This is a genomic window from Halomonas sp. HL-93 (assembly GCF_900086985.1).
Taxonomy (GTDB): Bacteria; Pseudomonadota; Gammaproteobacteria; order Pseudomonadales; family Halomonadaceae; genus Vreelandella.
This window is the reverse complement of sequence record NZ_LT593974.1, coordinates 1,841,380-1,866,113: the sequence shown is the minus strand read 5'-3', so window position 1 is coordinate 1,866,113 and position 24,734 is coordinate 1,841,380. Positions and strand designations below refer to the sequence as shown.

Here is a 24,734-nt window from a genome sequence, read left to right as displayed (position 1 = left end):
CGGCAATCAGCCACGATGCCGCGCCCTCGCCTGTTAATCATTTACACTGGCGGAACGCTAGGCATGCGCGCCGGCGAATATGGGCTAGTCCCCTCGGGCGATATTGAATCTCGATTAGCAAACGCGTTTCGTCAATTACCGCTAATGCAACAGCAGGCGTTACCCAGTTATGACGTATTAAGTTACCTTGAGTTAATCGACTCCAGTGCCGCGACACCCAGCCACTGGGCGCAGCTAGCGCATGATATCGCTGAGCGCTTAACTGACTACCAAGGGTTTGTGATCATTCACGGTACCGACACGCTCAGTTGGACAGCGGCGAGCCTCGCCTATCAACTTCAAGGAATTGACCGGCCTGTTATTTTCACCGGCGCCATGCTGCCTCTGGAAGCACCGGGCAGCGACGCTCTGGACAATCTCTACGGTGCGTTACGCTTTGCAGACGAATCAAACGTGCAAGAAGTGGCGATTTACTTTCACGGCAGATTGCTACGTGGCGTTCGCGCGACCAAGCAACACAGCGAATCGGTCGATGCGTTTACCAGCCCGAACTACCCGTTGCTGGGCGAACGTGTAGGTGACGATATTGTTCACTATCCCAGTCGCGGCTTGGCCGAACAGCAGCGAGGAGCCCCTCGTTTTGAACTACCCGACTACGACACACTCCGTGAAGGCTCTATCATTCGCTTGGTATTGTGGCCCGGTATCACGGCTTGGCAATTAGCGGCCTGGTTAGACGACCCACGCGTGAAAGGAGGTGTGCTCCAGTTGTGGGGGGCTGGCAACCTTCCCAACGATCCATCGCTGTTAGCCGTTCTTGCAAAGGCCAGTGGCGAAGGCAAACTGCTCGTCGCCATTAGCCAGTGCCCTCAAGGCAGCGTGCATTTAGGAGCTTATGCCGCCGGTCAGGGGCTGCACGATGCCGGCGTCTTATCAGGCGATGACATGACACCGGAAGCTACGTTTAGCAAACTCGTCCATCTGTTGGCGCAGCCGCTAACGAACGAGAATCGTCGTCAGCGCTTCTTAACACCTTTGGTAGGTGAGCGTTAAATACAGCCCTGGCAATCGCGACGTTTAACGCTAAGGTGAAAGCACACCCAGCGGATTAACAGGAATGTCATTTATGGAAAAGCCGGTCCATTACTTCAGCGAGCTGTTCGAGCAGCTAGGCCTTGCCTCTGATGCAGCGTCGATTGAACGCTTTATTCAACGTCATGCGCCACTTCCCGACGCGATGCCGCTAGCCGATGCGCCCTGCTGGAATGAGGGACAAGCAGATTTCCTCAAGGAAGCCGTAGAGGAAGACGCAGACTGGGCTGAAGTCGTCGACCATCTCGACGCATCCATGCACAAAACCCCCTAAGCTATAAAAATGCCAAGTTTTGCGTTTTTTATCACAGAAGGCTTGGCATCTTTAAGACCGACATTACTAGCACTGCAACCGCGCCTCCACCCGCTCTAGAATCTGACGACTCACTTTACCTACCAGAGGGGTGGCGGCCTTATTCACGGCTTTTTCCATCAAACGGCTACCTATTGCATAGCTAAGTGTTAGCCCTACCTCAGTTCCTTCCGGCACTTCACGCAGTTGATAGCGCCCTTGGTTTTTCACTCCGTCTACCGACTCCCAGGCGAGTACATGAGGCGATTTGACTTCAGTGATCACTACATCAAAAGTCCAGTCCATGCTGAGTGCGCGGACATGCCACCGGTAGCGTTCGTCACCAAGTGGCTCAATGGCGGTTATCAGATCCGAATAATCGGCAAAGTCCTCAACACGTCTTAACAATGCAAAAACCCGCTCGGGCGTTGCCTTAACGATGGCGCTGTGTTCGATAGTGGCCATAACGAAAATCCCTTCAATGAAGCCTCTAGCGTAGCACTTTCGACGTACTCTATGAGTGTACTTGCGCTAGCCAGAAACATGTCAATTGCGTACACTCACGCCCTTCCGGACCGGACCCCGGAACGCTGTAGCGACGTTTATTCACGCTACGATCAATAAATTCTCCGGCAAAAGAGTGCTTATCATGTCAACTTCTCCATCTCTTCATAGAGATACCGTCGTGGTGATCTATTCCGGCGGCATGGACTCGTTCACCCTGCTTCACCGTGCGCTAAATGAAGGTTATCACGTTCATGCACTGTCATTTGATTACGGTCAACGCCACGCTCGCGAACTCGATACCGCCCGCTTGGTATGCCAACGTTTGGACATCCCTCACCAAGTCGTAGATATCCGGGCGATCCATTCGCTAATCGATAATTCGGCGTTAACCAACCCCGACCATCCCATGCCTCATGGTGACTATGACCGCGACAATCTAGCCGCCACCGTCGTCCCCAACCGCAATATGATCTTGCTGTCATTAGCCATCGCAAATGCTGTCAATATTGGGGCGCAGCGCGTTGACTATGGCGCTCATGGCAGCGATCACGTCCTCTACCCCGACTGCCGCCCGGCCTTTGTGGAGGCCATGGATCAGGTGGCAAAAATTGCCAACTTTTCTCCCGTGTCAGTACATGCCCCTTACTTGCATGCCAGTAAAGCCGACATTCTTGAAGAAGGCTTGGCAATGGGGCTCGACTACCGCCACACCTGGACCTGCTATGAAGGGCGCGAACTTGCCTGTGGCCGCTGCGGTAGCTGTCGTGAGCGATTGGCCGCTTTTGCAGCCAATAACGTTACCGACCCATTGCCTTATGCTAAAACGCAGGAGGTACGTTGATGTATCAAGTCAAAGAAGCTTTCTACACGCTTCAAGGCGAAGGGGCACAGGCTGGTCGTGCTAGTGTTTTTTGCCGTTTCAGCGGCTGCAATCTATGGAGTGGCCGTGAACAGGATCGGGCAACAGCAAAATGCACCTTTTGTGATACCGATTTCATCGGCATCGATGGTAACGGTGGCGGTAAGTTTGCTACAACCGACGCACTTGCGAATCACATTACCTCGCTATGGCCAAGCGACGCAGGCCATGCCGTACCGTATGTAGTGTTTACCGGCGGAGAACCTCTCCTTCAGCTTGACGCACCTTTAATCGCTACGCTTCACAGCCTGGGTTTTGAAGTGGCTGTTGAAACCAACGGGACGCTTCCGCCCCCCGCCGGCATTGACTGGCTTTGCGTGAGCCCCAAGGGCAAAAACCCCTTGGTTGTTCATCAAGGCGATGAGTTAAAATTAGTTTTTCCTCAAGTTGAGGCGCCTCCTGAGGCATTTGCTCAGATGAACTTCCGCCACTTTTATCTTCAACCCATGGATCTATCGCCAGTGCACGATGGCACTGACACCGTTGCCCGCACCACTGCCTATTGTTTAGCTCATCCGCAGTGGCGTTTATCGCTACAAACGCACAAAATCGCAGGCTTTGACTGATGTCCCTATTTGTTAATCAATTGACCCATATCGACGCATCTCTGTGGTGCTCGAAAGAAGGCCTCAAGGGCGTGAGTTGGCAAGTCGACGCGCTACTTGAGGGTAAGCTTGGTGTGGATGGCATGCTGTTTGATTTTGGCGAAGTTAAGCCATGGATCAAACACCATCTGGACACGGGTTTGGACCACACGCTTCTGGTACCCGTTAATGCCCCTGGCGTCACCATCAATGAGTGCGAGGAAGGACTATGTGTTGCCACTACCACGCCTTACGCCATGGAAGTGAAAGGACCAGAGGAAGCGTTCACCTTACTACCTGTCGCCGCGATTGAGCGTGATGCTGTGGCCGAGACATTAAGCGCCCAGCTCACAGAGCATCGGCCGAACAATGTCACGCGTGTACATCTTACACTCAGCGATGAAGCTATCGAAGGCGCCGCCTACGGGTATAGCCATGGTCTTAAGCGCCATGCGGGCAACTGCCAACGAATTGCACATGGCCACCGCTCGCGCTTACATATCTGGCAGCAAGGCGCCCGCCAGCGCCAGCTTGAACAGCAGTGGGCGGCTTGGCTTGATGATCGCTACTTAGTAGAAGCGGATGATATTATCGAGCACGACAGGCAAACACTGACTTGCCGTTATCAAGCAGCCCAAGGAACGTTTAGTCTCACACTCCCCAGTGAGCGATGCGCTGTGCTGACCACTCCCACAACCGTAGAAAATATTGCCAGCTGGTTAGCCGACAAAATCGCCGCTCAAAGTCGCGAAACCACCAAGGTATTGGCGTTTGAAGGTTTCAATAAAGGTGCCATCGCAGTAGGCGAGTTATGACGGATGGGTGTCGAGCAGGATGCGGGGCATGCTGTATTGCCCCCTCTATCAGTTCAGCGATTCCAGGCATGCCTGATGGCAAGCCTGGGGGCGTAAGATGCGCTCAGTTAGACGAGCAAAACTTATGCCGCCTGTTCGGCGACCCTCGCCGGCCCGCCGTTTGCGAAAATTTTCAATTCGATGCTGCCATCTGCGGGCAACAGCGAGACGAAGCGCTGATCACGCTCACATGGCTTGAGCGTCACACTCAAACTAGCTCTCCAGACGCTCAGGAGATGCCAAGCGATGATCCAGCAGACTAACCCAGCGGACCAAAACCGGTGCGTCACTGTGACTTACATCGCCAAGCAGGCGGTGAAAGGCTTGCCGCGCAGGTTCATCGTCTGGCGCAATTCGGGTCAGCCATAATTCCAGTGCCGCCAGCTCCTGGTGGCGGTTACCGTGCTCGCGGGCCTGGGAAATGGCCATCTCAGCCAAAGCGCGTACTTCATTGGCGGGGTGATCGAGCATAATACGCACCCGGGCAAGCTGTGTCGCAAGTTCGGGTAGGAATAGCGTGGTTCTCTCCTTAGCAATCACCAAACACTGATCCAGATAATCTTCCGCTGCTCTTAGTTCCCCCAATGCTATACAGGCATCTGAATACCACAATACCGGTCGCTGAAAGCGATCGCGTCCATTGAGTTCAGCCATTTGATCAAGGCTATCCCGTAGTTGAGCAAGCCCTCCATGGTCACCCGCTAGAGCCCGCTGCCATCCCAGAATTCCCTGGGCTGAAATTTGCCATAGCTGCAAATCCGGTGTGGCGGTCATCGCCGCAGCCTTTTCAGCATGACGCGCGGCTAAATGGACGTGGCCAAGCTGACGGTAGAGCGAGGCAGCAAACAGAAGCGCCATGGCAAGCGTACCTGGATGGCCGAGTTTCTCAGCCAAGCGTATTGCGGCCGAAACTTGCCGTTCAGCCCGTTGGTAATCGCCACGTAAACACAGCGCCCATCCTTGGAAACACGCAGCGGTTACTTGAGGATGATCCGAGAACGGTAGCCATTCGATCATCATCGGCGCGTTTAGCGGATCGATTTCATTAAGATGATCATGAGCCTGGGGAATACGGCCCGCCCAGTATTCGCAGTGAGCGCGTGCGTAGTCCGCTAGCCGCTGGTAGCGCGGATCGTCAAGCCGAGCCGCGATATCCGCCAGGGTTGAGGCAAGCGCAAACGCATCGGCGTGGGCGTAGCGCTGGCTGCGCCCTACCCATAGCCCCCACTTAACCAGGAAGATTTGCTCAAGGTCTTCTGGGTCTTCCAACGCGTCGGCCCCTGAATGACGTAACAATTCGCGTGCGCGCACAAAGCTTTCATGGGCCGTGGGCGAACCATGTCCTTCCAGCGCGAACGCCGCCTGGCCCCGCACCGTCAGCAAACTCACCTCGCGCTCCACTTCATGCTCAACGTGCCGCAAGCTGGCGAGACCAAAATCCGCCATGCGCAGCGCGGTACGATTAGCGCTCACTTTCAAGGCTTCTCGGGCAGCGAGTTCAAAATAGCGTGCGCCTCTGGCGTAGTGCCCGCTGCGCCGCAGGTGGGTGGCAAAATCACCAGGATGACGGCTGATCCACATCGGGAATCGCTCTTCTATCAAGCTGACCACCTGCTGGTGGAGCGTGACGCGAACATCTCGAGGACAAGAAAGGTAGGCGGCCTCTTGCAGAAGCTGATGGCTAAACTGGAATTCAACTTCGCTGCTTGAACCATTATCCACTGGCTCGATAATTTCAAGCTGCCGCATATGATCCATCGCTTTTTGCAGGCGCGTGGTGTCATAACCGCTGCACTCGCGAAGAAAATCTAGACGAAACCGCTTACCTAACACGGCAGCGATATGCGCAATGTTACGATCGGCTTCCAACTGGTCGATACGACTGGCCAACAGTCCTAAAAGCCCCTTGGGTAACTCATCAAACTGCACACTACGCCCTTCACGGCGGTCCATATCCAGACGCCGACAAATCTCTTGCATGTATAATGGAACACCATCGCAACGCTCGATAATCTGATTACGCAGCCGCGGACTTAGATGAATCCGGTACCGCCGCGAAAGCTGAGATAGCAGCCGTGATGATTGCAGTGCATCCAGTCGACCCAAACTGATTTGCTGGTCCCAATGCAGCTTCACGGGTAAAGGCTCGCGGCCATGATGACTCGCCACTAGCATAAAGGCGGTATTAATCGGCAACCGGGCCTGAAGTCCTGACAGTACTTTAAATGACGGCTCATCGAGCCACTGAAGATCATCTACCATCAAAACCAGCGTATGAGTAGCCGCCTGGCGCTCAATTAGTCGGTGAAGCAACATAACCACCAGCTCAACCGCTTCACCGTTTTGCGTGAGCTGCGCTACTTCCTGCACGCTTCGCACTCCAAGCGCTTCTTCCAGCAAACATTGCTGCTCATCGCTCAACGCATTGAAGTCTAGGTCTGTTTGCAGGGTGTGAAGGGCATCAAGATCGGCCGCACCTTTCAGATACCAAGACAATAGTGTCCGTGCGACCCCATAGGGTTCCAAAACCGATAGGCGGGTAGTAGGCTGCCAGCAAATAGCGGCGTCTCGGCTCAGCTCAAGCTGGCGAAAGCCAACCATCAAGGCCGATTTGCCCATACCCGAAGCCCCGCGTACCAGCACGCTCTGGCGAAGCCCAATGCCAGCACGGGCTAACGCATCTCTAAGGGTTCTTAACGAGGTTTCGCGCCCGACAAGACTTGGCGGCAGCGCATCACGGCCACCTTCATTCTGACCCAGCACCAGCGCACGCTGGCGCACGCGACCATCACTTGCCAGCACACGTGAAACCAATCGTGGCTGAAGGTCGAGTGCCGGCGGCATATGCTGACTCGATTCCTGGGAGATCACCAACTCACTACCTTCTGCCACACTCATCAGCTCAAGGGAGATTTGCGTTACTTGGCCCAGCGGGTCTGCTAGCTGACGCTCGGGCAAGTAGACAACCCGACCGCTATGCAATCCCGCCGCTAATTCAAACTGCGGCGGCTCACCTTCACCGGTCCAATGTTTGGCAGATTCTTGCGGAAGCGTTTGACGACAGTGCTCGTAAAGCGCAACTAACTCAGCTAACTGATGGGCGGGACCATGGGTACCAAAACAAGCAAGCCCCAATCCCCCCGTAGCACCGGGCAACCAAAAACCACCCAAATGATGACACTGCTGTTCAAGCCAGCGCAGCAATTCCAGCTGAAGCGCAAGGCAATTACGCGTGGCTGCGCGATCCTGCCAGTCACCCTGAAGCCGTAAGCGAATGGCCATCACCGACAACTGGCGGAGCTCTATTTCATCTTCGCGCAAAGGCTTACTGTCAGTCGCCAGCGCGCGTGAAAATGCCCCCTGAGGCGACATGACACGAGCATCGTGGTGTCCATCAGACCAATAGCTGGCCAGCTGAAGAAAGCTTGGCTCGGGTTGCTGGCCGGATAGGGCAAGAAGCTGAAGATAGCTATTGTATTGCTCATGAGCCGCCGCCATCTGCTTTTGTTCGGCAAGCTGTTTAACCAGCCGCTCATGGAACGGGCCATACCCTGAAAAACGGCTAACCAAGGTTTCCAGGAGGCCATCAGGCACCTCCTGATGGTTATCTAGCACATGCTCAGCGAAACGAATAACACGCTGACGCCATTCATTTCGCGCTTGTACTAGCCAGCGCTGAAATTCACTGCAATTAGCTAGCTGCAACTCTTCAATGAGGTCACCTTGGTAGCAGGTTAATACCGCATTCAACGTAGCTAGGTCTCTTGGTCCCTCAAGCAGGGTTTGTAATTCATGCAGGTCTACCTGCCAACTGGCTGGCAGTTGAAAAGCAATCGTCTGGCGCGACACGTTGAGCACCTGCTCGGCATCCTCACCTAGCGATTGACGTAGGCAGTGCAGCGCGTGGCGCAGGTTGGTTCGGCCCGATGAAAGCCCTTGATCCGGCCAAAGGAGTTCTGCTAACGCGGCCCGATTGATCGGCTGACGATGCAGCAACAAGTAGACTAGCAACGCCTTCACTTTGTCGTAGCTAAAGTGAGTTAGTACGTCATCCCCTTGGTACAAGGCGAAATGGCCGAACAAGGTTAGTTGGTCATACTTATGAGCATCGCGCATAGTAAACATCCTATCTGGACGAACGGCGATTTACGCTGGCACGCCGCTATGAAAACGGAAAGCCGAATCCGGCGAAGTAATTAAGTCTGCTTCACATGCGACAAAAAAAGCGATTCGTTCATCAATCGATTGGTCGGTCTGCTGTCGAGCAAGTAACAAATAGTCTTCGAAATGGCGGCCTTCTGACTTGACGAGAGTGCGGTAAAACTTTGCCAACTCTTCGTCAAGATAAGGAATTAAGCACGCAAAACGCTCACAGCTCCGCGCTTCAATAAGCGCGCCAATAATCAGCACATCAATTAATCGCTCAGGATCCTGAGGGCGAATATGGCGACGTAATCCCTCTGCATAACGTGAAGCGGTCAAATGCCGGTATACGACGCCACGGCTCTCCATCAGTGCCACTACCTGCTCAAAATGCAGGAGTTCTTCACGCGCTAACTGTGACATCTTGCTCAATAGAAGCGGTTGATTCACATAACGATAGAGAAGACTCATCGCCGTGGAGGCCGCCTTTTTTTCGCATTGGGCATGATCAATGAGCAAAATCTCAGGGTTATCCAATGCCCACATCAGCCAAGCGTTTGGCGTTGGACAGGCCAAAAAACTGTGCAGGCTGTCGGGCAGCAAATCATCAGCGATGAGCGAATGATTGGCCTTGTTACCAGAGATTACTTGTATAGACATAACACCGTCGCCAAATGGTTATCAAACTATTGTACAACACTAGAACGCCTTGGGTAATGCGAACATTGCATTAAATTCGCCTTATCAGCGTATCAGGAGGCCATCAGCCCTCCCAGTAGTAACGCGGTGTTACGAGAATCACACTTTAAGCAACCTCTGTCGATAGTTTGTGGTTTTCCGCAAGTAAAGCATGCCAGAACGTTTGGTCCAAGCAGGCTTTGTATGCCTTGCACGCTTTTATCATCACAAAGTACAACGCCTTGACGACGGACTCACCTTAACATTGTCGACAGTTTCACGTAGAATTGCCGCCATCCAACCAGCGCTGTTTGTCAAGCGCATGTCAGTGTCCGGCGGCCTCGTGCAGCGTATTGCCCACCTACCGCCGCCACCATAAAAGCAGATGAGAGGGCCCCCAACGTGCTTGAAGCTTACCGCCAACATGTCGAGGAACGCGCCGCAGAGGGCATCCCAGCCAAGCCCCTGAACGCCGAGCAAACCGCAGCTTTGATTGAGCTACTAAAAACACCCCCGGCCGGCGAAGAGGAATTCATACTCGAGTTAATCACCAACCGCGTTCCTCCCGGCGTTGATGAAGCCGCTTACGTAAAAGCGGGCTTTTTAACCGCTATCGCCAAAGGCGAAGCCACATCCCCCCTCATTGATAAAGTGCACGCGGTTAAGCTGCTGGGCACCATGCAGGGTGGTTACAACATCGTCTCGCTGGTCGAGTTGCTTGACGACCAGGAACTTGCCCGGGAAGTCGGTGAACAACTCAAACATACGCTATTAATGTTCGATGCATTCCACGATGTTGAGCAGCGAGCGAAAGCAGGCAATACCGTCGCCAAAGACGTTATTCAATCCTGGGCGGATGCCGAGTGGTTCCTCTCCAAACCGGCACTGGAAGAAAAAATCACGTTAACGGTATTTAAGGTGCCTGGCGAAACCAATACCGACGACCTGTCACCCGCTCCAGATGCTTGGTCACGTCCTGATATTCCGCTGCATGCCAATGCCATGCTGAAAAACGAGCGCGAAGGCATTGAGCCAGTAACCCCAGGCACTACCGGACCACTCAAGCAAATTGAGGAGGTGAAAGCTAAAGGCTTCCCCGTGGCTTACGTCGGCGACGTCGTGGGCACTGGCTCCTCGCGCAAATCGGCAACCAACTCTGTGCTGTGGTTCTTTGGCGATGACATGCCTTATGTACCCAACAAGCGCGCTGGCGGTTTCTGTTTTGGCGCCAAAATCGCCCCGATCTTCTTTAACACCATGGAAGATTCCGGCGCACTGCCGGTAGAGATGGATGTCGAAAAACTTGCCATGGGCGACGTTATCGATGTCTATCCTTATGAAGGCAAGGTTTGTAAGCACGACACCGACGAAGTACTCACAACCTTCGAACTAAAAACACAGCTAATTCTCGATGAAGTACGCGCTGGCGGCCGAATCCCATTGATTATTGGCCGTGGCTTGACCGGCAAGGCGCGTGATTCCCTGGGCCTTGCTCCATCCGATGTATTCCGTCTTCCCGAGCAGCCTCACGACACTGGCAAAGGCTTCACTCTGGCACAGAAAATGGTCGGCAAGGCTTGCGGCCTTGAGGGTGTTCGCCCCGGTATGTATTGCGAGCCTAAAATGACCACGGTCGGCTCTCAGGATACCACCGGCCCCATGACCCGTGACGAACTGAAAGACTTGGCATGCCTTGGGTTCCAGGCCGACCTGGTAATGCAGTCGTTCTGCCATACTGCCGCTTATCCGAAACCAGTAGACGTGGACACCCACCACACCCTGCCCGACTTTATTATGAATCGCGGCGGCGTATCACTCCGCCCGGGCGACGGCATCATCCATAGTTGGCTCAACCGTATGCTGCTGCCAGATACGGTCGGCACCGGCGGCGACTCTCACACCCGTTTCCCGCTGGGCATTTCGTTCCCTGCCGGCTCTGGCTTGGTCGCGTTCGCCGCGGCAACGGGCGTTATGCCGCTCGACATGCCGGAATCTGTGCTTGTGCGCTTCAAGGGCAAGCGACAGCCGGGCGTGACACTGCGCGATCTGGTTCACGCCATTCCGCTCTATGCCATCAAGCAGGGCCTGCTCACCGTCGAGAAGTCCGGCAAGAAAAATGCCTTCTCAGGACGCGTACTGGAAATTGAAGGCCTGGAAGATCTGACCGTCGAACAGGCCTTTGAGCTTTCCGATGCTTCCGCAGAGCGCTCAGCCGCAGGCTGCACCATCACGCTTTCAGACGAAAGTGTGACCGAATACCTCAAGTCCAACATTACGCTGCTTAAGTGGATGATGGCTAACGGATACGGCGACGAGCGCACTATCAGTCGCCGCATCGAAGGCATGGAAGCGTGGCTGGCCGACCCGAAACTTATGCGCGCCGACCAGGACGCTGAGTACGCGGAAATTATTGAGATCGATCTCGACGAAATCAAAGAGCCGGTGCTGTGCGCGCCGAATGACCCCGACGATGCCCGCTTGCTTTCAGACGTTGCCGGCACGAAAATCGACGAAGTATTTATCGGTTCGTGCATGACCAACATTGGCCACTTCCGCGCCGCAGGCAAGTTACTTGAGAAGCAACCTGCCGGCAGCCTCAAAACCCGCTTATGGTTAGCACCGCCGACCAAAATGGATCAGCACCAGCTTACCGAAGAAGGTTACTATGGGATTTATGGCCGTGCAGGCGCACGCATGGAAATGCCCGGCTGCTCACTGTGCATGGGCAACCAAGCACGTGTAGCGGCCAAGAGTACCGTCGTTTCCACCTCAACGCGGAACTTCCCCAACCGCCTTGGCGACGGCGCTAATGTGTATCTGGCGTCCGCAGAACTGGCCGCCGTTGCCGCTGTTGAAGGGCGTCTGCCTACGGTCGACGAATATCGCCGCTACATGGGCGAATTTGACGCCATGGCGGGCGAAATCTATCGTTACATGAACTTTCACGAAATTGAGGAGTACCAGAAGGTTGCCTCAAACGTGATTCCGGTGGCTCAAGAAGCTTAGGCTTTATCGTCACCGCTCCATCGCCGATGCTCGCACCATCACAAAAGAGTTACGTACTCTTTTGAGTCGATGAACGAACGCCCCGCCACTGTTTTCTTCAGGGCGGGGCGTTTTTTTAAACTCATCATTGACGCAGGCTCAACACTGACAGGAATACCCCATGACGACGATTATCACCCCCGATATCTGCGATGCCTTTCCCAGCGTTCAGGTACTTGAACCTATTTTCGCCAACTATGGCGGTGTAGATGCATTCCACGGCCCCGTTCGCACGGTCAAATGCTTTGAAGATAATTCGTTGGTTAAACAGGCAGTCGCCGAACCCGGTGACGGTGCCATATTGGTGGTCGATGCAGGTGGCTCCCCTCGCTGCGCTATGCTTGGCGATATGCTGGCTGAACAAGCCGTTGAAAATGGCTGGGCTGGCGTCGTAATGTACGGCTGCGTGCGCGACGTGGACATCCTCGCTACGCTTGCGCTCGGCATTCAAGCGCTTGGCAGTCACCCGCGCAAAAGTGAAAAACGTGGAGAGGGGCAACGCGATGTGGCCGTTACTTTCGCAGGTGTCACTATCACGCCAAGCGACTGGCTTTACGCAGACAACAACGGCATCCTGATTGCTGACCATGCGCTAGCGCTTGATCGAGTATAAAGCACCTCCCTTGCCAGGGGTGGCGGTTGCTGCCACCCTAACCCTTCATATCATGACGTTATTGTGACCATGCAGCCTCTAACCCAGTTGGGCTCAGCACTTGTTCGCACGTTACGCGATCATTTGCGCCCACTTATTGCGTTTCATTTATTTTTCACCCTCCTTGCGTCAGCTCTCCTACTGCCCACCATTGCCTGGGTAGTGCGTGCCTTACTCGCGCAGCTACAACGCAGCGTGGTCACCAACAATGAACTCGTGACACTGGTATTTAGCCCTCTTGGGCTATTGGGTATGCTGATAGGCATTGGGCTGTTTTTTGTAGTGATTTATTGGCAACAAGCCGGCATGCTCCAAGTCGCTATACGCCCCCGAGATAACCACTACCGCCTCGCCTTTGAGGCTCTTTGGCTCAGTAGTCGCCGCTTGCCTGCACTCAGTGGTTTGGTGGTTTTACAAGTCGGCAGCCATCTTTTATTGCTCACCCCATTTATGGTGGCCCTGGCCTGGCTATATGATATATGGCTGAGCGGCATTGATACCTATTACTTACAGCGCGTTAAACCACCCTCTCTATGGTACTTTCTCGCCTGTGCAGTCCCCTTGCTACTCCTCTGGATGGGCTTGGCGGCCAAACTCTATTTACGCTGGCTATTGGCACTTCCCTTAGTGGCGCTGGAGCGCTACTCGCCCTGGCAGGCGCTACGCCGCAGTGTTGTGCTTACCCGCGGTTGGCACGGCTCCATTGGAGGTGCTGTTCTTTTGGTGCTGGTGCTAATTATTGCCCTACCGCTTGCCACCACACTGTTATTCGACCACCTATTCACCCCAATTTTATGGTGGTTACCCGAGCATACCGCCATCCTGGTTCCTGCCATGCTGGGCTATTTAACCAGCTATGTGCTGATTACCTTGGCGGTCACTTTTGTGGGCATCGCCGCCAATGCGCTGCTATCCGCCTGTCTGTATCTGCAACTGGTGCATCGCGAAGCGCGCCCCGCGCCTCCGCCAGCCGACGCCCACCCTGGGCGCCTGGCATGGGCAGTTGAACTCAGCGTACTGGCCTTCGCGGCGCTTCAAGCCTGGTGGATACTGACAAGTTTCGACATTCACGACGACGTAGACGTGATCGCTCACCGAGGCAGTTCAATGGCAGCCCCGGAAAACACCTTGGCGGCATTGGATCAGGCGATTGTGGATGGTGCCGACGCCATTGAAATCGACGTGCGTCTGACGGCCGACCAAGAAGTCATGCTCTATCACGACCGCAACATGGCACGCCTTACCAGTGATCAGCAGGAATTCGGAGACTTAACGCGTGAGGAGCTCAAGCGTTATGACGTCGGCAGCTGGTTTGGCGATGTTTATGAAGGTGAACCCATTCCAGGGCTGGACGATGCGCTCGCACTAGTACGTGGGCGCGCTGACTTGATGATCGAAATAAAACCCTTGCCCGGTCAAGGACAAGCACTCAGCGATGCGGTGGTTCGGGAATTGCAACAGGAAACCGACACGCGCTATCGCTGCTGGGCATCCGCTGGTAGCCCAATAGATGCTTATGCAGAGTGTGGCTACCCGAATGCCATGTACAGCATGCGTATTGCTACCATGTCACCTGGATTACTGACCTTTATCAAACAGCAGGCTCCAGAGCTCAAGGTCACGCTAATCGCACAGCTTATCTTGCCAGGTACATTGGATCGCAGTGCCTTTGACGCACTGGGATTACGTCACAATCGCATCACACCACAGGAAATACGCTTAGCGAGACTCTACGGCTATGAAGTACACGCCTGGACAGTCAACAGCCGAGCGCGTATGTCCACGCTGATTGATTTGGGTGTAGACGCCATCATCACCGATTACCCTAGTCAACTGGTGGAACTGCGTGATGATCGCCGCGCGCTAAGCGACGGCGCGCTGATGTTAGTAAAACTTCGCAACTGGCTGCGTCGTTAAGCTTAATCGCCCATCACCACCCCTTCCCGGCGCGGGTCGGCCCCGCCAAACAGCTCGCCATCCTCTGAGCGCATGATGGCCTGTAGACCGCTGGTTAGTTCACGCTCGCTGATGTTATGCCCCCGCTCTCTAAGTGCCTCAAGGGTCGCCTCAGGAAAACGCCCTTCCTCTACCCACACATCGTCTCCAAGGGTAACTGCATGGGGCAGGTTTAACGCTGTTTGTGCGTTCATTCCCCAGTCGCGAAGTGCCATCAGCGTGCGCGCCGTATAATGAATGATGGCCGCACCACCGGGGGAGCCGAGGCTTCCTATCAAGTCGCCGCTATCATTATCCAAGATCAACGTTGGGCTCATACTGGAACGTGGCCGTTTGCCGGGTTCAACACGATTAGCCACGGGCTCGCCGTCCTGCTCGGGCTCGAAGGCAAAATCCGTAAGCTCATTGTTGAGTAAAAAGCCCCCCGGCAGATCAGTACCGCCATCGGTCATAATTCGCGAGCCAAATGCCTGCTCAATGGTGGTCGTCATGGCAACCGAGTTACCCTCAGCATCGACAATACTGATATGGCTCGTCCCGTATTCGGGCTGAGTTGGCTGCGGTGCCCAACTGGTTTCAATATCACCGGGTTGGCCGGGCTCGGCATCGCTTCCCATGCTCTCTTGACCGATCATCGCGCTGCGTTCGGCAAGGTAGCGTGGCGCCAGCATTGTCGACCAGTCACCGCCGGGGGCATCAACAAAATCCGGATCGCCGATATAGTAGTTACGATCTGCGAAGGCTAAACGCGAAGCTTCTAAAAACTGATGTAGCCAGCCGCTGCTGGTCACGCCGTCATCAAGGGGCGCTTCGAGTAGAGGCTGTTGATCGAGCATGCCTAAAATCTGCATGACCGTAAGATGCCCTGACGAGGGCGGTGGAAAGCCGCACACCTTCCACTGCTGCCAAGGTGTACAAATCGGATCGCGGGTAACGGCTTCGTAGGCGTCAAGGTCCTCAAGTGACAGCTCCCCTGGCCGCTCGGGGTGCTCACTGACTCGGTCAACAATATCTTGAGCTATATCACCCTCATAAAAAGCACTGCTGCCTTCCTCGGCGATGCGTTTTAATATCTCGGCTAAAGCCGGATTTTTGAGGGTCTCGCCTACCTCAATGGGCTCTCCCTCCTGATCATAATAAAAGGCCCGCGCCAGCTCGTTATCGGGCAAGGCATCATCACTGTCTAAGCTAGAGTGGAGCCGCGGGCTCACTTCAAAGCCCTCTTCCGCCAGAGTGATCGCCGGAGTAAATAGCGCTTCCCAGGACAGGCTGCCATGGGCCGCATGCGCCTTTTCCATCAACCGAACAGTACCCGGTACGCCCACGGAACGGCCACTAGCCACCGCCTCCATAAACGCCAATGGCTCGCCATCTTCCATGAACAGTTCGCCGTCCACGGCGCTCGGCGCGGTCTCACGACCATCGTAAGCACGCACGTCCTCGCCATCGTAGTAAAGCAAGAACGCCCCGCCACCCAGGCCGCTGGATTGCGGCTCAACCAGCCCGAGCACCATCTGGACGGCAATAGCCGCGTCGATCGCATTGCCCCCGGCTTTTAATATCTGGTAACCCGCATCGGTGGCCAGCGGATTGGCAGCTGCCACCGCGAAGGAGTCAGCAGACCAGCCAGGCTTTTCCTCATAGCCAGAACCGTCTTCAGGTGAGATGGAGGGCGTTTCATAATCGAAGCCCCAACTATGGAGAGACACTACCAATAGGCCGGGCAGTAACCAGGCAATTTTTTTCGAGGGCATCACGACCGACTCCGCCAATTCGTTCAATCCAACCGCGTTAGATCGCTAGCCTATTAAACCCAAGCGCCCAGCACAATGGCCGGGCGCTTATCAACTAGCCTGCTAATTATTATTCTGCGATGGTTTCGCCAGCCAGCATAAACCAGGTTTCAATCACTGCGTCTGGGTTGAGCGATATTGAATCGATGCCCTGCTCCATCAGCCACTTCGCAAAATCAGGGTGATCAGAAGGCCCCTGGCCGCAGATGCCGACGTATTTGCCCTGGGCTTTACAGGCCTTGATGGCCATCGACAGCAGCTTTTTGACCGCTTCGTTTCGCTCGTCAAAGAGATGCGCCACGATACCGGAGTCGCGATCCAACCCAAGGGTTAGCTGTGTTAGGTCGTTGGAACCAATCGAGAAACCATCGAAATGCTCAAGAAACTCATCCGCAAGCAGCGCGTTGGCGGGTAGTTCGCACATCATAATGACCTTAAGGCCATTATCGCCACGCTTGAGACCGTTGGTCGCCAGCAGTTCGACCACCTCGCGAGCTTCTTCTGTCGTGCGAACGAAAGGCACCATAATTTCAACGTTATCAAGCCCCATTTCTTCTCGCACACGCTTGAGCGCCCGGCACTCAAGCTCAAAGCAGGGACGGAACGCCTCTGAGATATAGCGTGAAGCCCCCCGGAAACCGAGCATCGGATTCTCTTCGCCGGGTTCGTAAAGCTTGCCACCAATCAGGTTTTCGTACTCGTTTGACTTAAAGTCGGAAAGCCGCACGATGACGCGCTGAGGATAATAGGCTGCCGCCAACGTCGAAATACCTTCTACAAGCTTATCAACGTAAAAGCTGACCGGATCGGCATAGCCGGCGGTACGCATATCAATCACCTGCTGCAGATCAGACGGCAGTGTGTCGTACTCCAGCAGCGCTTTGGGATGAACGCCAATCATGCGGTTAATAATGAACTCAAGTCGCGCAAGCCCCACCCCGGCATGAGGAAGACCGGCAAACCCAAACGCGCGGTCCGGGTTACCCACGTTCATCATGATCTTGAAGGGGATCTCGGGCATGGTATCGACGTTAGAAACTTTACAGTCGAAGGCCAGCAGCCCCTCATAAACATGACCGGCATCCCCTTCGGCGCATGACACGGTAACGTCGCTGCCCTCGCTCAATCGCGTGGTGGCATCGCCACAGCCGACGACGGCAGGGATTCCCAGTTCCCGAGCAATAATCGCCGCATGGCAGGTTCTACCCCCACGGTTGGTCACGATGGCTGAAGCGCGCTTCATGATCGGTTCCCAATCAGGGTCGGTCATATCGGTCACTAATACATCGCCATCATGGATTTTATCCATGTCGTCAGGGGTCATGACTATCTTGGCAGTACCACGGCCAATGCGCTGGCCGATCGCGCGGCCGGTGACCAGGGTGCGGCCTTTCTCGCGCAGGTGGAAACGCTCAAGCTTGCCGCCTTCCTGCTGCGACACGACGGTTTCTGGCCGCGCCTGCACAATGTATAGTTCACCATCGTCGCCGTCCAGCGCCCACTCAATGTCCATGGGTCGTTGGTAGTGTTGTTCAATGGTCACGGCTTGTCGCGCCAATGCCATCACCTGTTGATCGTTAATGCAGAAACGCCCACGATCGACTAACGGCACATCGATAGTCTCAACCGATTTACCCGCACTGGCATCTTCGCCATAGACCATTTTGATCAGTTTTGAACCCAGGTTACGCCGAAGTACCGCAGGGCGCCCCGCCGCCAGGGTCGGCTTGTGAACATAGAATTCATCTGGGTTAACGGCCCCTTGCACAACGGTTTCGCCTAACCCCCAAGACGCTGTAACGAATACCGCATCGCGGAAACCCGACTCGGTGTCCAACGTAAACATGACGCCCGACGCGCCGGTTTCAGAGCGCACCATTTTTTGCACGCCCGCCGACAGCGCAACATTCTCATGCGCATACCCACGATGAACCCGGTAAGAAATCGCTCGGTCATTAAACAGTGACGCAAAGACTTCGTGGACAGCACGCTTGATATTGTCAAACCCCTCGATATTGAGGAAGGTTTCCTGTTGTCCAGCGAAGGAGGCATCGGGCAAGTCTTCAGCGGTGGCCGAGCTGCGCACCGCGGCTTTTAACGCAGGATGACGCTGCTGAAGCGTCTCGTACGCAGCGCGCAGTTCGTTTTCAAAGGTGGGGGGTAACGGCGTATCAATGACCCACTGGCGTATCATTTTGCCCGCTTCAGCCAGCGCCTTAACGTCATCAACGTCGAGACGCGCCAGGGTCTGGTTGATACGCTCATTGAGTCCCTCATGGGCAAGAAATTCGCGGTAGGCGTGAGCCGTCGTCGCGAACCCGCTGGGAACGGTAACCCCTGCCCCGGATAAATTGGAGATCATTTCGCCAAGCGAGGCATTTTTACCACCCACGCGTTCGACGTCGGCCATGCCCAGTTGATCGAACCATAGAATGTAATTGTTCACGCAACCCCCTCGCTCAATAGGCCAGCGGTCATGTCAACCGCTGAAGATGAATGCGCTCACCCTAGCACCGCCTCTGCGTATTCGCCATTAGTCTAATAGCGAAGAGAGTGGAGGATTTTTACAACAGGTGGCATTTTTGAGCGTTTGTTGTAGTCACCGATCAAGCACAGTTGTGCCCAACGCTATCCCAGCACACAATATGCGCAACGTTACGGGGAGCGAATACCATGCAGCGCACGGCTTTTTTTATTTCGGACGGGACCGGCATTACCGCCGAGAGTCTGGGCAGGAGCCTTTTAGCCCAATTCAGTGATGTCGAGATCAATATGCAAACCAAGCCTTATATCGACACCGTGGAAAAAGCTAAGGCCTTAGCTCAGATCATCGACGCCACGGCGGTCCACGACGGCCAAAGGCCAATTATTATCGATACGATTGTCGACCAACAAATCCGCGACGTGATTCGTCAAGCCTCCGGCTTCAAGGTAGATATTTTCTCTACGTTTCTTGAACCTCTGGAGCAGGAACTCGCCACCCATTCGTCCTATAGCGTGGGGCGAACGCACTCGATTGGTAGCGACGACGTCTACATGGATCGCATTCACTCAGTGCATTTCGCGTTGGATAACGACGATGGGGCGCGCACCCATCAGTACGATAAAGCCGATATCATCCTGGTAGGCGTATCGCGCTGCGGCAAAACACCTACCTCGCTCTATCTGGCCTTACAGTTTGGTATTCGCGCCGCCAACTACCCGCTTACAGAAGACGACCTGGATGAAGATGGGATGCTAAAACTGCCCAAGGCACTCGCACCCCACAGGCACAAATTATTTGGCCTAACGATTGACGCACGGCGTCTGGCGGCGATCCGCAACGAGCGCCGACCTAATAGTCGGTATAGCTCGATGGATCAATGTATGCAGGAAATTGAGCAGGCCGAAGCGTTGTATCGACGACTGCATGTGCCTTACATCGATGCCACTCGTTTCTCAGTGGAAGAGATATCCACTCGCATGATTGCCGAAACCGGGTTAGCGCGGCGTTTTTCGCCCCGCTAACCCCGGAAATCGCAGGCTCACATGCCCTTGGGTGCAAAAATCCCTGGGGCATTACGCCAGTAGCCTTTGTAGTCCATGCCAAAACCAAACACGTAACGGTCGGCAACTTCCAGACTGCAATAGTCCGCTTTTAAACCAGGGACTGCTTTTCGGTCATGACGCTTATCGACCAGCACCGCCGTGGTAATACTGGCCGCTTGCGCTTCCTGACAGTAATTCAGAATCGCAGCCAATGTCGTCCCTTCATCTAGAATGTCATCGACGATGACCACGTGCCGTCCGGCCATGGGGATTTCCGGCGACACCCGCCAGAACAGCTCACCACCGCGGGTTTCATTGCGGTAGCGCGTGGCATGTAAGTAATCCACCTCAAGGGGAAACCCCAGTCGGGTTAACAAGTGACCAGTGGTAATCAACCCGCCATTCATGACGCAATAAAAAACCGGCAGTTTATCGCCTAGATCGTCGCTGATCTGTTCGGCCATACGGTCCAGCGCCTGCTCCACCTGCTGCTGGGAAATCAAACAGTCGGCGTTGTCCATTAGCTCGCGCATGGAGTCGAGCGACGCGAGCGCTTCTTTATCTAGCTTTGCCATTAAAATTCCAACCTGCTGGGTAAAAACGGTCTTTAATTGCCAGTTGACAGGGTCGCCATTGCCTCAAGCTGGGCATGCGTGCGACGCCAGCGGCTGAGCGCGGGCAATGCATCCAAGTCTGGCCGAGCACGCTTATAGCGAAGTTTTCCAGGCCGGACGGACTGGGGTGCGGGGACGGCGGACACCACTTCAAGCGCCGCATTACGATCATTGCATACCAGCAACATATCGCAACCCGCTGCCAACGCAGCCGCCGCACGTTCGCGTGGCCCCCCGGCTTGATGAGCACCAGCCATGCTCAAGTCATCTGAAAAGATGCAACCTCTAAACTCCAGCGACTGGCGAAGCATGCCAAGCCAGCTAGGCGAAAAACCAGCGGGTCGCGAGTCAAAGGCCGAGTACACAATATGCGCGGGCATGACTCCATCGAGCTTTTTCGCCAGAGCGCTAAAGGGAATCAGATCGTGTTGTTTCAGGGCTTCAAACGAGCGATCGTCAATCGGCAGCGCAAGATGCGAATCCGCCGCCACGCCGCCATGCCCTGGGAAATGCTTGCCAACCGCCGCCATACCGGCGTCATGAAGCCCCGCCACTAACGCCCCGCCCAATTCGCTGACTTGCTCGGGCTCAGGGCCAAAGCTGCGATCACCAATCATGCTGGACAATCCGCTGTCAACGTCCAGCACGGGGGCAAAACTAATATCCAAGCCGCAGGCGGCCATCTCCATGCCCAGTAGCCACCCAACATCCTGGGTAAAGGCAAGCGCCGCCGCGCGATCCTGCTGATAATACTCACCGAGACGCGCCATCGGCGGCAGGCGCGTCAATCCTTCCTTGATGCGCTGAACGCGACCGCCCTCCTGGTCCACTGCCAACAACAAATCAGGCCGTAACTTGCGCAACTCGCCACACAATCGACGTACCTGATAGGCGTCTTCGACATTGCGCGAAAATAGGATGACGCCTCCCACCGCGGGCGTTTTCAGCAACTGCCGGTCTGCAGCGGTCAACGTGGTCCCCTCAAGGTCCAACATGACCGAGCCTAATGGATGTGTCATAGCGGGATGTCCAAAAAAAGCGCCAATACTAGACGATGATTAGCGTGAATCCAACGATCAATGCCTGTCGTGAAGCCAGACAGGCGTTCCGGGTGGGGCCTGTTCAAAGAGCCAAAGGAGGTCGTCATTACGCAAACGCACACAACCATGCGAGGCTGGCTGGCCCATTGGTTGATCCGGCGGCGTACCGTGCAGATAAATATAACGACGCTGCGAATCCACCAGGCCGCCACGGTTTAACCCCGATTCAAGTCCACATAGCCATAGAATGCGCGTCAGAATCCAATCTCGCTCAGGGAACTCAGCAGCCATCTCAGTGTTAAACACTTCCCCCGTCCAGCGACGGCCTTTAAACACGGCGTTTTCCGGGGCATTACCGCCAATCGCGGCGCGAATATAGTGCCAGCCAATAGGCGTTTTCCCACTCCCGTCTTGACACCCAACGCCGGCACGCCCGGTGGAAATATTACACTCATAGCGACATACATCGCCTTGCCAGGCACGTAACTGCTGTGCCTGAATGGCAATTTCGAGCCATAACGCCTGGCGGGGAGGCAACTCAATGAGCGACGGTGTCTGCATGATTCTCAATGTCTTTCTCGTCAGGTAGCGGCGCGTTCATTGCCGCCACCACCACCGGTCGAAGGCGGCGAACCAAGTCGCGCACCGTGACGTGCTGGTGGTAATCCTTTTCAGCAATATCGCGCAGCGCATCCAGTCCCGAAAGCGTAAAGATGACGGTACCTAACATAAAGTGTAGCCGCCAAAAGCGCTCGGCGTCCGGCAAATCAGGAGTGGCGCGGCGCACTAAATCAGTGAATCGGCTAAAGACATCCCCGTATTCTTGCTGAATGTAGCGGCGCAAATGGCCCTGGGCTTGGCTGTACGCAAGGCCAAGCAAACGCATAAAGACTTTTAGGCTATTGCGCTCAGCGGGCACCGTCAGCACGGTTGTCGCCATGGTTTCGAGCAGCACCTCAAGGGGAATATCGCGCCCTTCATAGCGAGCTTCAAGATCGTCTAGAGCACTATGAAAACGCTGCGAAAACGGATCCAGATAACGCGCGAATACCGCCTGAATAAGCGCTTTTTTAGAGCCAAAGTGATAATTCACCGCGGCCAAGTTGACTCGCGCCTTACTGGTAATATTGCGTAAGGACGTCTCGGCAAAACCACGCTCTGCAAAGAGCACTTCCGCAGTATCTAGAATGCGCGTCACCGTATCCGATTGAGCCATGCTGCTCTCCATAAAAACGGTCCATAAAAACGGCTGTTTTAAACAAACTAGGATACTACGTTATCGCTAGATAGCTCTCAACGTTTACCTGGCGATAAAAGACGCACCTGTAGCGCAACCGCATCTCCTTATACATCAGGTTGTTAGCCAGACTAACTCAAAGATATACTGGACAGGGAAACATACTGTATACTTAACCACATAGCCAAAAGGTAAACAGACGCTGTCTTGCCCACTTATTCAATTGGAGGCTGGTATGTCGCGGCCGTTAACTGTTCGTCAACAAAATGTCTTCGACTTTATTGTCAAAACCATGGCCGAGTTTGGCTATCCGCCTACCCGGGCCGAAATCGCCAAAGCGCTAGGGTTTCGCTCGCCCAATGCGGCAGAAGAGCATTTGCGGGCACTTGAGCGCAAGGGCGTCATACGCATCATCCGCAACACATCCCGCGGTATCCGCTTACCCAACCAAGAGCCCCAGGAGACGCTTGATACCCAACCATCAGCAACGGATCAGGCGACGGGTTTACCTATTATTGGCGAAGTCGCGGCAGGCAGTCCTATCCTGGCCGCCGAGCACATTGACCGCTACTGCCCCTTACCCGCCGACTACTTCACGCCCAAAGCGGACTATTTGTTACGTGTGCGCGGGCTTTCAATGCAAAACATCGGCATTCTGGAAGGCGACCTGCTCGCTGTACACCGTACCCAGCACATTCGGGATGGGCAAATTGTCGTTGCCCGCCTGGAAGATGAAGTGACCGTTAAGCGTTTTAAACGCGAAGGCCATCACGTCACTTTAATCGCGGAAAACACCGACTTTGCCCCGATCGAGATCGACCTACGTAGCCAGCCACTCGAAATCGAAGGTGTGGGCGTCGGCGTTATCCGCGGTGGCAATGGCCAAGCGCTTGGCTAACGCTAGCTAAACACGATGGTTTTATTACCGTGCACCAGCACGCGGTCTTCCAAGTGCCAACGAAGACCTCGTGCTAGCACGGCTTTTTCCACGTCACGCCCAAAGCGCACCAGAGCCGTCGGTGTATGACAGTGACTGACCCGGTGGATGTCTTGCTCAATGATAGGTCCCGCATCCAGCTCTTGGGTAACGTAATGGCAAGTTGCGCCTATTAGCTTTACACCGCGCTCATAGGCTTGGTGATACGGCTTGGCACCGGCAAATGAGGGCAGAAAGCTGTGGTGGATATTGATCACCTGCCCCGCATAGCGCTGGCACAACGCTGGCGGCAGAATTTGCATATAGCGGGCCAACACCACGCAGTCTGCTCGCGCTTGGTCAATATGCGCTTGCACTTGCCCAAAGGCCGCTGGTTTATCCTTGGGATCCACGGGAACATGGTGATAGGGAATACCGTACCACTCGGTTAACGACCGCATATCATCATGATTCGATATCACGCCAACAATATCGCAATCAAGCTCACCTACCTGCCAGCGGTAGAGTAAATCAACCAAACAATGTGATTCTCGCGATACCATCAACACGACCCGCCGACGCTTCTGGGTATCGACCAACGCCCACTGCATATCAAACTGCGCAGCCACAGGTTCAAAGGCCGAACGTAACGCTTCCGCCGACATACCCAATGAATCCGCTAATATTTCGTAGCGCATAAAAAAACGCCCGGTTTGCAGATCAGAATGCTGACTAGCCTCAGTAATAGACCCGCCTTGCGCGGCAATAAAACTCGATACTTCCGCCACAATTCCCACCTGGTCTGGGCAGGACACCACTAAACGATAAAAATGCGACATAGTCATTACTCTTAACGGTTTACCACGCGGCTATTGTCATGGCCG

The 24,734-nt window shown here is 54.8% G+C and carries 21 protein-coding genes; 11 read left to right on the top strand and 10 right to left on the bottom strand.

The genetic code is table 11. The annotated features are described in order from the left end of the window. Window positions 1–15: 15 nt before the first annotated feature. Together GA0071314_RS08595 and GA0071314_RS08590 are read left to right on the top strand one after the other, a co-directional pair. Window positions 16–1,053 (top strand): asparaginase, encoded by a 1,038-nt coding sequence (locus GA0071314_RS08595; protein ID WP_074398487.1) that lies wholly within the window; start codon window positions 16–18, stop codon window positions 1,051–1,053. 73 nt (window positions 1,054–1,126) lie between these two features. Next, entirely contained in the window at window positions 1,127–1,366 is a 240-nt protein-coding gene (locus GA0071314_RS08590; RefSeq protein WP_074396252.1) for a DUF2789 domain-containing protein, read from the top strand. Between the two features lie 66 nt (window positions 1,367–1,432). On the opposite strand, the gene GA0071314_RS08585 is transcribed toward GA0071314_RS08590, so the two are convergent. Further along, window positions 1,433–1,849 carry an SRPBCC family protein gene (locus GA0071314_RS08585; RefSeq protein ID WP_074396251.1) on the bottom strand — a complete coding sequence of 139 codons (417 nt, stop codon included), beginning with the start codon at window positions 1,847–1,849 and terminating at the stop codon, window positions 1,433–1,435. Window positions 1,850–2,033: 184 nt separating this feature from the next. On the opposite strand from GA0071314_RS08585, the gene queC reads away from it, so the two are divergent. Genes queC through GA0071314_RS08565 form a run of 4 tightly spaced genes read left to right on the top strand, consistent with a single transcriptional unit; the run spans window position 2,034 to window position 4,511 of the window. Beyond that, window positions 2,034–2,732, top strand: a complete 699-nt coding sequence (gene queC, locus GA0071314_RS08580) for a 7-cyano-7-deazaguanine synthase QueC (protein ID WP_074396250.1) — start codon at window positions 2,034–2,036, stop codon at window positions 2,730–2,732. Next, the gene (gene queE / locus GA0071314_RS08575) at window positions 2,732–3,376 is read left to right on the top strand and encodes a 7-carboxy-7-deazaguanine synthase (RefSeq protein WP_074396249.1); all 645 of its coding nucleotides are present in this window, start codon (window positions 2,732–2,734) and stop codon (window positions 3,374–3,376) included. The genes queC and queE overlap by 1 nt, the downstream gene beginning before the upstream one ends. Then, window positions 3,376–4,209, top strand: a complete 834-nt coding sequence (locus GA0071314_RS08570) for a 6-carboxytetrahydropterin synthase (protein WP_074396248.1) — start codon at window positions 3,376–3,378, stop codon at window positions 4,207–4,209. Before queE ends, GA0071314_RS08570 begins: the two co-directional genes overlap by 1 nt. Further along, the gene (locus GA0071314_RS08565) at window positions 4,206–4,511 is read left to right on the top strand and encodes a YkgJ family cysteine cluster protein (RefSeq protein ID WP_074396247.1); all 306 of its coding nucleotides are present in this window, start codon (window positions 4,206–4,208) and stop codon (window positions 4,509–4,511) included. The genes GA0071314_RS08570 and GA0071314_RS08565 overlap by 4 nt, the downstream gene beginning before the upstream one ends. Here the strand turns inward: GA0071314_RS08565 and GA0071314_RS08560 are convergent. Both GA0071314_RS08560 and GA0071314_RS08555 read right to left on the bottom strand, forming a co-directional pair. Further along, window positions 4,462–8,364 (bottom strand): AAA family ATPase, encoded by a 3,903-nt coding sequence (locus GA0071314_RS08560; RefSeq protein ID WP_074396246.1) that lies wholly within the window; start codon window positions 8,362–8,364, stop codon window positions 4,462–4,464. The genes GA0071314_RS08565 and GA0071314_RS08560 overlap by 50 nt on opposite strands. Before the next feature lie 30 nt (window positions 8,365–8,394). After that, window positions 8,395–9,051 (bottom strand): tRNA-(ms[2]io[6]A)-hydroxylase, encoded by a 657-nt coding sequence (locus tag GA0071314_RS08555; RefSeq protein ID WP_074396245.1) that lies wholly within the window; start codon window positions 9,049–9,051, stop codon window positions 8,395–8,397. Between the two features lie 420 nt (window positions 9,052–9,471). Between GA0071314_RS08555 and acnB the strand changes: the two genes are divergently transcribed. The 3 genes from acnB (at window position 9,472) to GA0071314_RS08540 (ending at window position 14,683) form a co-directional block, all read left to right on the top strand. Further along, complete coding sequence (acnB, locus tag GA0071314_RS08550; protein WP_074396244.1) at window positions 9,472–12,075, top strand: bifunctional aconitate hydratase 2/2-methylisocitrate dehydratase; 2,604 nt, start codon at window positions 9,472–9,474, stop codon at window positions 12,073–12,075. 160 nt (window positions 12,076–12,235) lie between these two features. Continuing rightward, window positions 12,236–12,727, top strand: a complete 492-nt coding sequence (rraA, locus tag GA0071314_RS08545) for a ribonuclease E activity regulator RraA (protein WP_074396243.1) — start codon at window positions 12,236–12,238, stop codon at window positions 12,725–12,727. Window positions 12,728–12,796: 69 nt separating this feature from the next. Then, window positions 12,797–14,683, top strand: a complete 1,887-nt coding sequence (locus GA0071314_RS08540) for a glycerophosphodiester phosphodiesterase family protein (RefSeq protein WP_074398486.1) — start codon at window positions 12,797–12,799, stop codon at window positions 14,681–14,683. 2 nt (window positions 14,684–14,685) lie between these two features. Here the strand turns inward: GA0071314_RS08540 and ggt are convergent, their stop codons facing one another. Both ggt and ppsA read right to left on the bottom strand, forming a co-directional pair. Then, on the bottom strand, window positions 14,686–16,476 hold the full coding sequence (gene ggt, locus GA0071314_RS08535) for a gamma-glutamyltransferase (protein ID WP_074398485.1): 1,791 nt from the start codon (window positions 16,474–16,476) through the stop codon (window positions 14,686–14,688). A gap of 109 nt (window positions 16,477–16,585) precedes the next feature. Further along, a complete protein-coding gene (gene ppsA / locus GA0071314_RS08530) occupies window positions 16,586–18,961 on the bottom strand; it encodes a phosphoenolpyruvate synthase (RefSeq protein WP_074396242.1) in 2,376 nt (791 codons plus the stop codon). 227 nt (window positions 18,962–19,188) lie between these two features. Between ppsA and ppsR the strand changes: the two genes are divergently transcribed. After that, a complete protein-coding gene (ppsR, locus tag GA0071314_RS08525) occupies window positions 19,189–20,022 on the top strand; it encodes a posphoenolpyruvate synthetase regulatory kinase/phosphorylase PpsR (protein ID WP_074396241.1) in 834 nt (277 codons plus the stop codon). Window positions 20,023–20,039: 17 nt separating this feature from the next. Here ppsR and GA0071314_RS08520 read toward each other — a convergent pair whose 3' ends face one another. Genes GA0071314_RS08520 through GA0071314_RS08505 form a run of 4 tightly spaced genes read right to left on the bottom strand, consistent with a single transcriptional unit; the run spans window position 20,040 to window position 22,913 of the window. Beyond that, window positions 20,040–20,618: a hypoxanthine-guanine phosphoribosyltransferase gene (locus tag GA0071314_RS08520; RefSeq protein ID WP_074396240.1), complete on the bottom strand. Its 579-nt coding sequence runs from the start codon at window positions 20,616–20,618 to the stop codon at window positions 20,040–20,042. Window positions 20,619–20,650: 32 nt separating this feature from the next. Next, window positions 20,651–21,676, bottom strand: a complete 1,026-nt coding sequence (gene nagZ, locus GA0071314_RS08515; protein WP_074396239.1) for a beta-N-acetylhexosaminidase — start codon at window positions 21,674–21,676, stop codon at window positions 20,651–20,653. A gap of 57 nt (window positions 21,677–21,733) precedes the next feature. Then, window positions 21,734–22,258, bottom strand: coding sequence for a L,D-transpeptidase (locus tag GA0071314_RS08510; RefSeq protein WP_074396238.1), 525 nt, complete (start codon window positions 22,256–22,258; stop codon window positions 21,734–21,736). Next, complete coding sequence (locus GA0071314_RS08505) at window positions 22,236–22,913, bottom strand: TetR/AcrR family transcriptional regulator (RefSeq protein ID WP_074396237.1); 678 nt, start codon at window positions 22,911–22,913, stop codon at window positions 22,236–22,238. The genes GA0071314_RS08510 and GA0071314_RS08505 overlap by 23 nt, the downstream gene beginning before the upstream one ends. 256 nt (window positions 22,914–23,169) lie before the next feature. Between GA0071314_RS08505 and lexA the strand changes: the two genes are divergently transcribed. After that, window positions 23,170–23,832 (top strand): transcriptional repressor LexA, encoded by a 663-nt coding sequence (gene lexA, locus GA0071314_RS08500; RefSeq protein WP_074396236.1) that lies wholly within the window; start codon window positions 23,170–23,172, stop codon window positions 23,830–23,832. A gap of 2 nt (window positions 23,833–23,834) precedes the next feature. On the opposite strand, the gene purU is transcribed toward lexA, so the two are convergent. Continuing rightward, on the bottom strand, window positions 23,835–24,689 hold the full coding sequence (gene purU, locus GA0071314_RS08495) for a formyltetrahydrofolate deformylase (protein WP_074396235.1): 855 nt from the start codon (window positions 24,687–24,689) through the stop codon (window positions 23,835–23,837). Window positions 24,690–24,734: the final 45 nt, after the last annotated feature.

Bases quoted from the DNA above. Each gene is read 5' to 3' on its own strand.
- ggt (WP_074398485.1), bottom strand. From the start codon at position 16,476: ATGCCCTCGAAAAAAATTGCCTGGTTACTGCCCGGCCTATTGGTAGTG.
- ppsR (WP_074396241.1), top strand. From the start codon at position 19,189: ATGCAGCGCACGGCTTTTTTTATTTCGGACGGGACCGGCATTACCGCC.
- GA0071314_RS08565 (WP_074396247.1), top strand. From the start codon at position 4,206: ATGACGGATGGGTGTCGAGCAGGATGCGGGGCATGCTGTATTGCCCCC.
- GA0071314_RS08505 (WP_074396237.1), bottom strand. From the start codon at position 22,913: ATGGCTCAATCGGATACGGTGACGCGCATTCTAGATACTGCGGAAGTG.
- GA0071314_RS08570 (WP_074396248.1), top strand. From the start codon at position 3,376: ATGTCCCTATTTGTTAATCAATTGACCCATATCGACGCATCTCTGTGG.
- GA0071314_RS08540 (WP_074398486.1), top strand. From the start codon at position 12,797: ATGCAGCCTCTAACCCAGTTGGGCTCAGCACTTGTTCGCACGTTACGC.
- nagZ (WP_074396239.1), bottom strand. From the start codon at position 21,676: ATGACACATCCATTAGGCTCGGTCATGTTGGACCTTGAGGGGACCACG.
- queE (WP_074396249.1), top strand. From the start codon at position 2,732: ATGTATCAAGTCAAAGAAGCTTTCTACACGCTTCAAGGCGAAGGGGCA.
- GA0071314_RS08510 (WP_074396238.1), bottom strand. From the start codon at position 22,258: ATGCAGACACCGTCGCTCATTGAGTTGCCTCCCCGCCAGGCGTTATGG.
- GA0071314_RS08560 (WP_074396246.1), bottom strand. From the start codon at position 8,364: ATGCGCGATGCTCATAAGTATGACCAACTAACCTTGTTCGGCCATTTC.
- GA0071314_RS08585 (WP_074396251.1), bottom strand. From the start codon at position 1,849: ATGGCCACTATCGAACACAGCGCCATCGTTAAGGCAACGCCCGAGCGG.
- GA0071314_RS08590 (WP_074396252.1), top strand. From the start codon at position 1,127: ATGGAAAAGCCGGTCCATTACTTCAGCGAGCTGTTCGAGCAGCTAGGC.
- purU (WP_074396235.1), bottom strand. From the start codon at position 24,689: ATGTCGCATTTTTATCGTTTAGTGGTGTCCTGCCCAGACCAGGTGGGA.
- queC (WP_074396250.1), top strand. From the start codon at position 2,034: ATGTCAACTTCTCCATCTCTTCATAGAGATACCGTCGTGGTGATCTAT.
- lexA (WP_074396236.1), top strand. From the start codon at position 23,170: ATGTCGCGGCCGTTAACTGTTCGTCAACAAAATGTCTTCGACTTTATT.
- GA0071314_RS08555 (WP_074396245.1), bottom strand. From the start codon at position 9,051: ATGTCTATACAAGTAATCTCTGGTAACAAGGCCAATCATTCGCTCATC.
- GA0071314_RS08520 (WP_074396240.1), bottom strand. From the start codon at position 20,618: ATGGCAAAGCTAGATAAAGAAGCGCTCGCGTCGCTCGACTCCATGCGC.
- GA0071314_RS08595 (WP_074398487.1), top strand. From the start codon at position 16: ATGCCGCGCCCTCGCCTGTTAATCATTTACACTGGCGGAACGCTAGGC.
- rraA (WP_074396243.1), top strand. From the start codon at position 12,236: ATGACGACGATTATCACCCCCGATATCTGCGATGCCTTTCCCAGCGTT.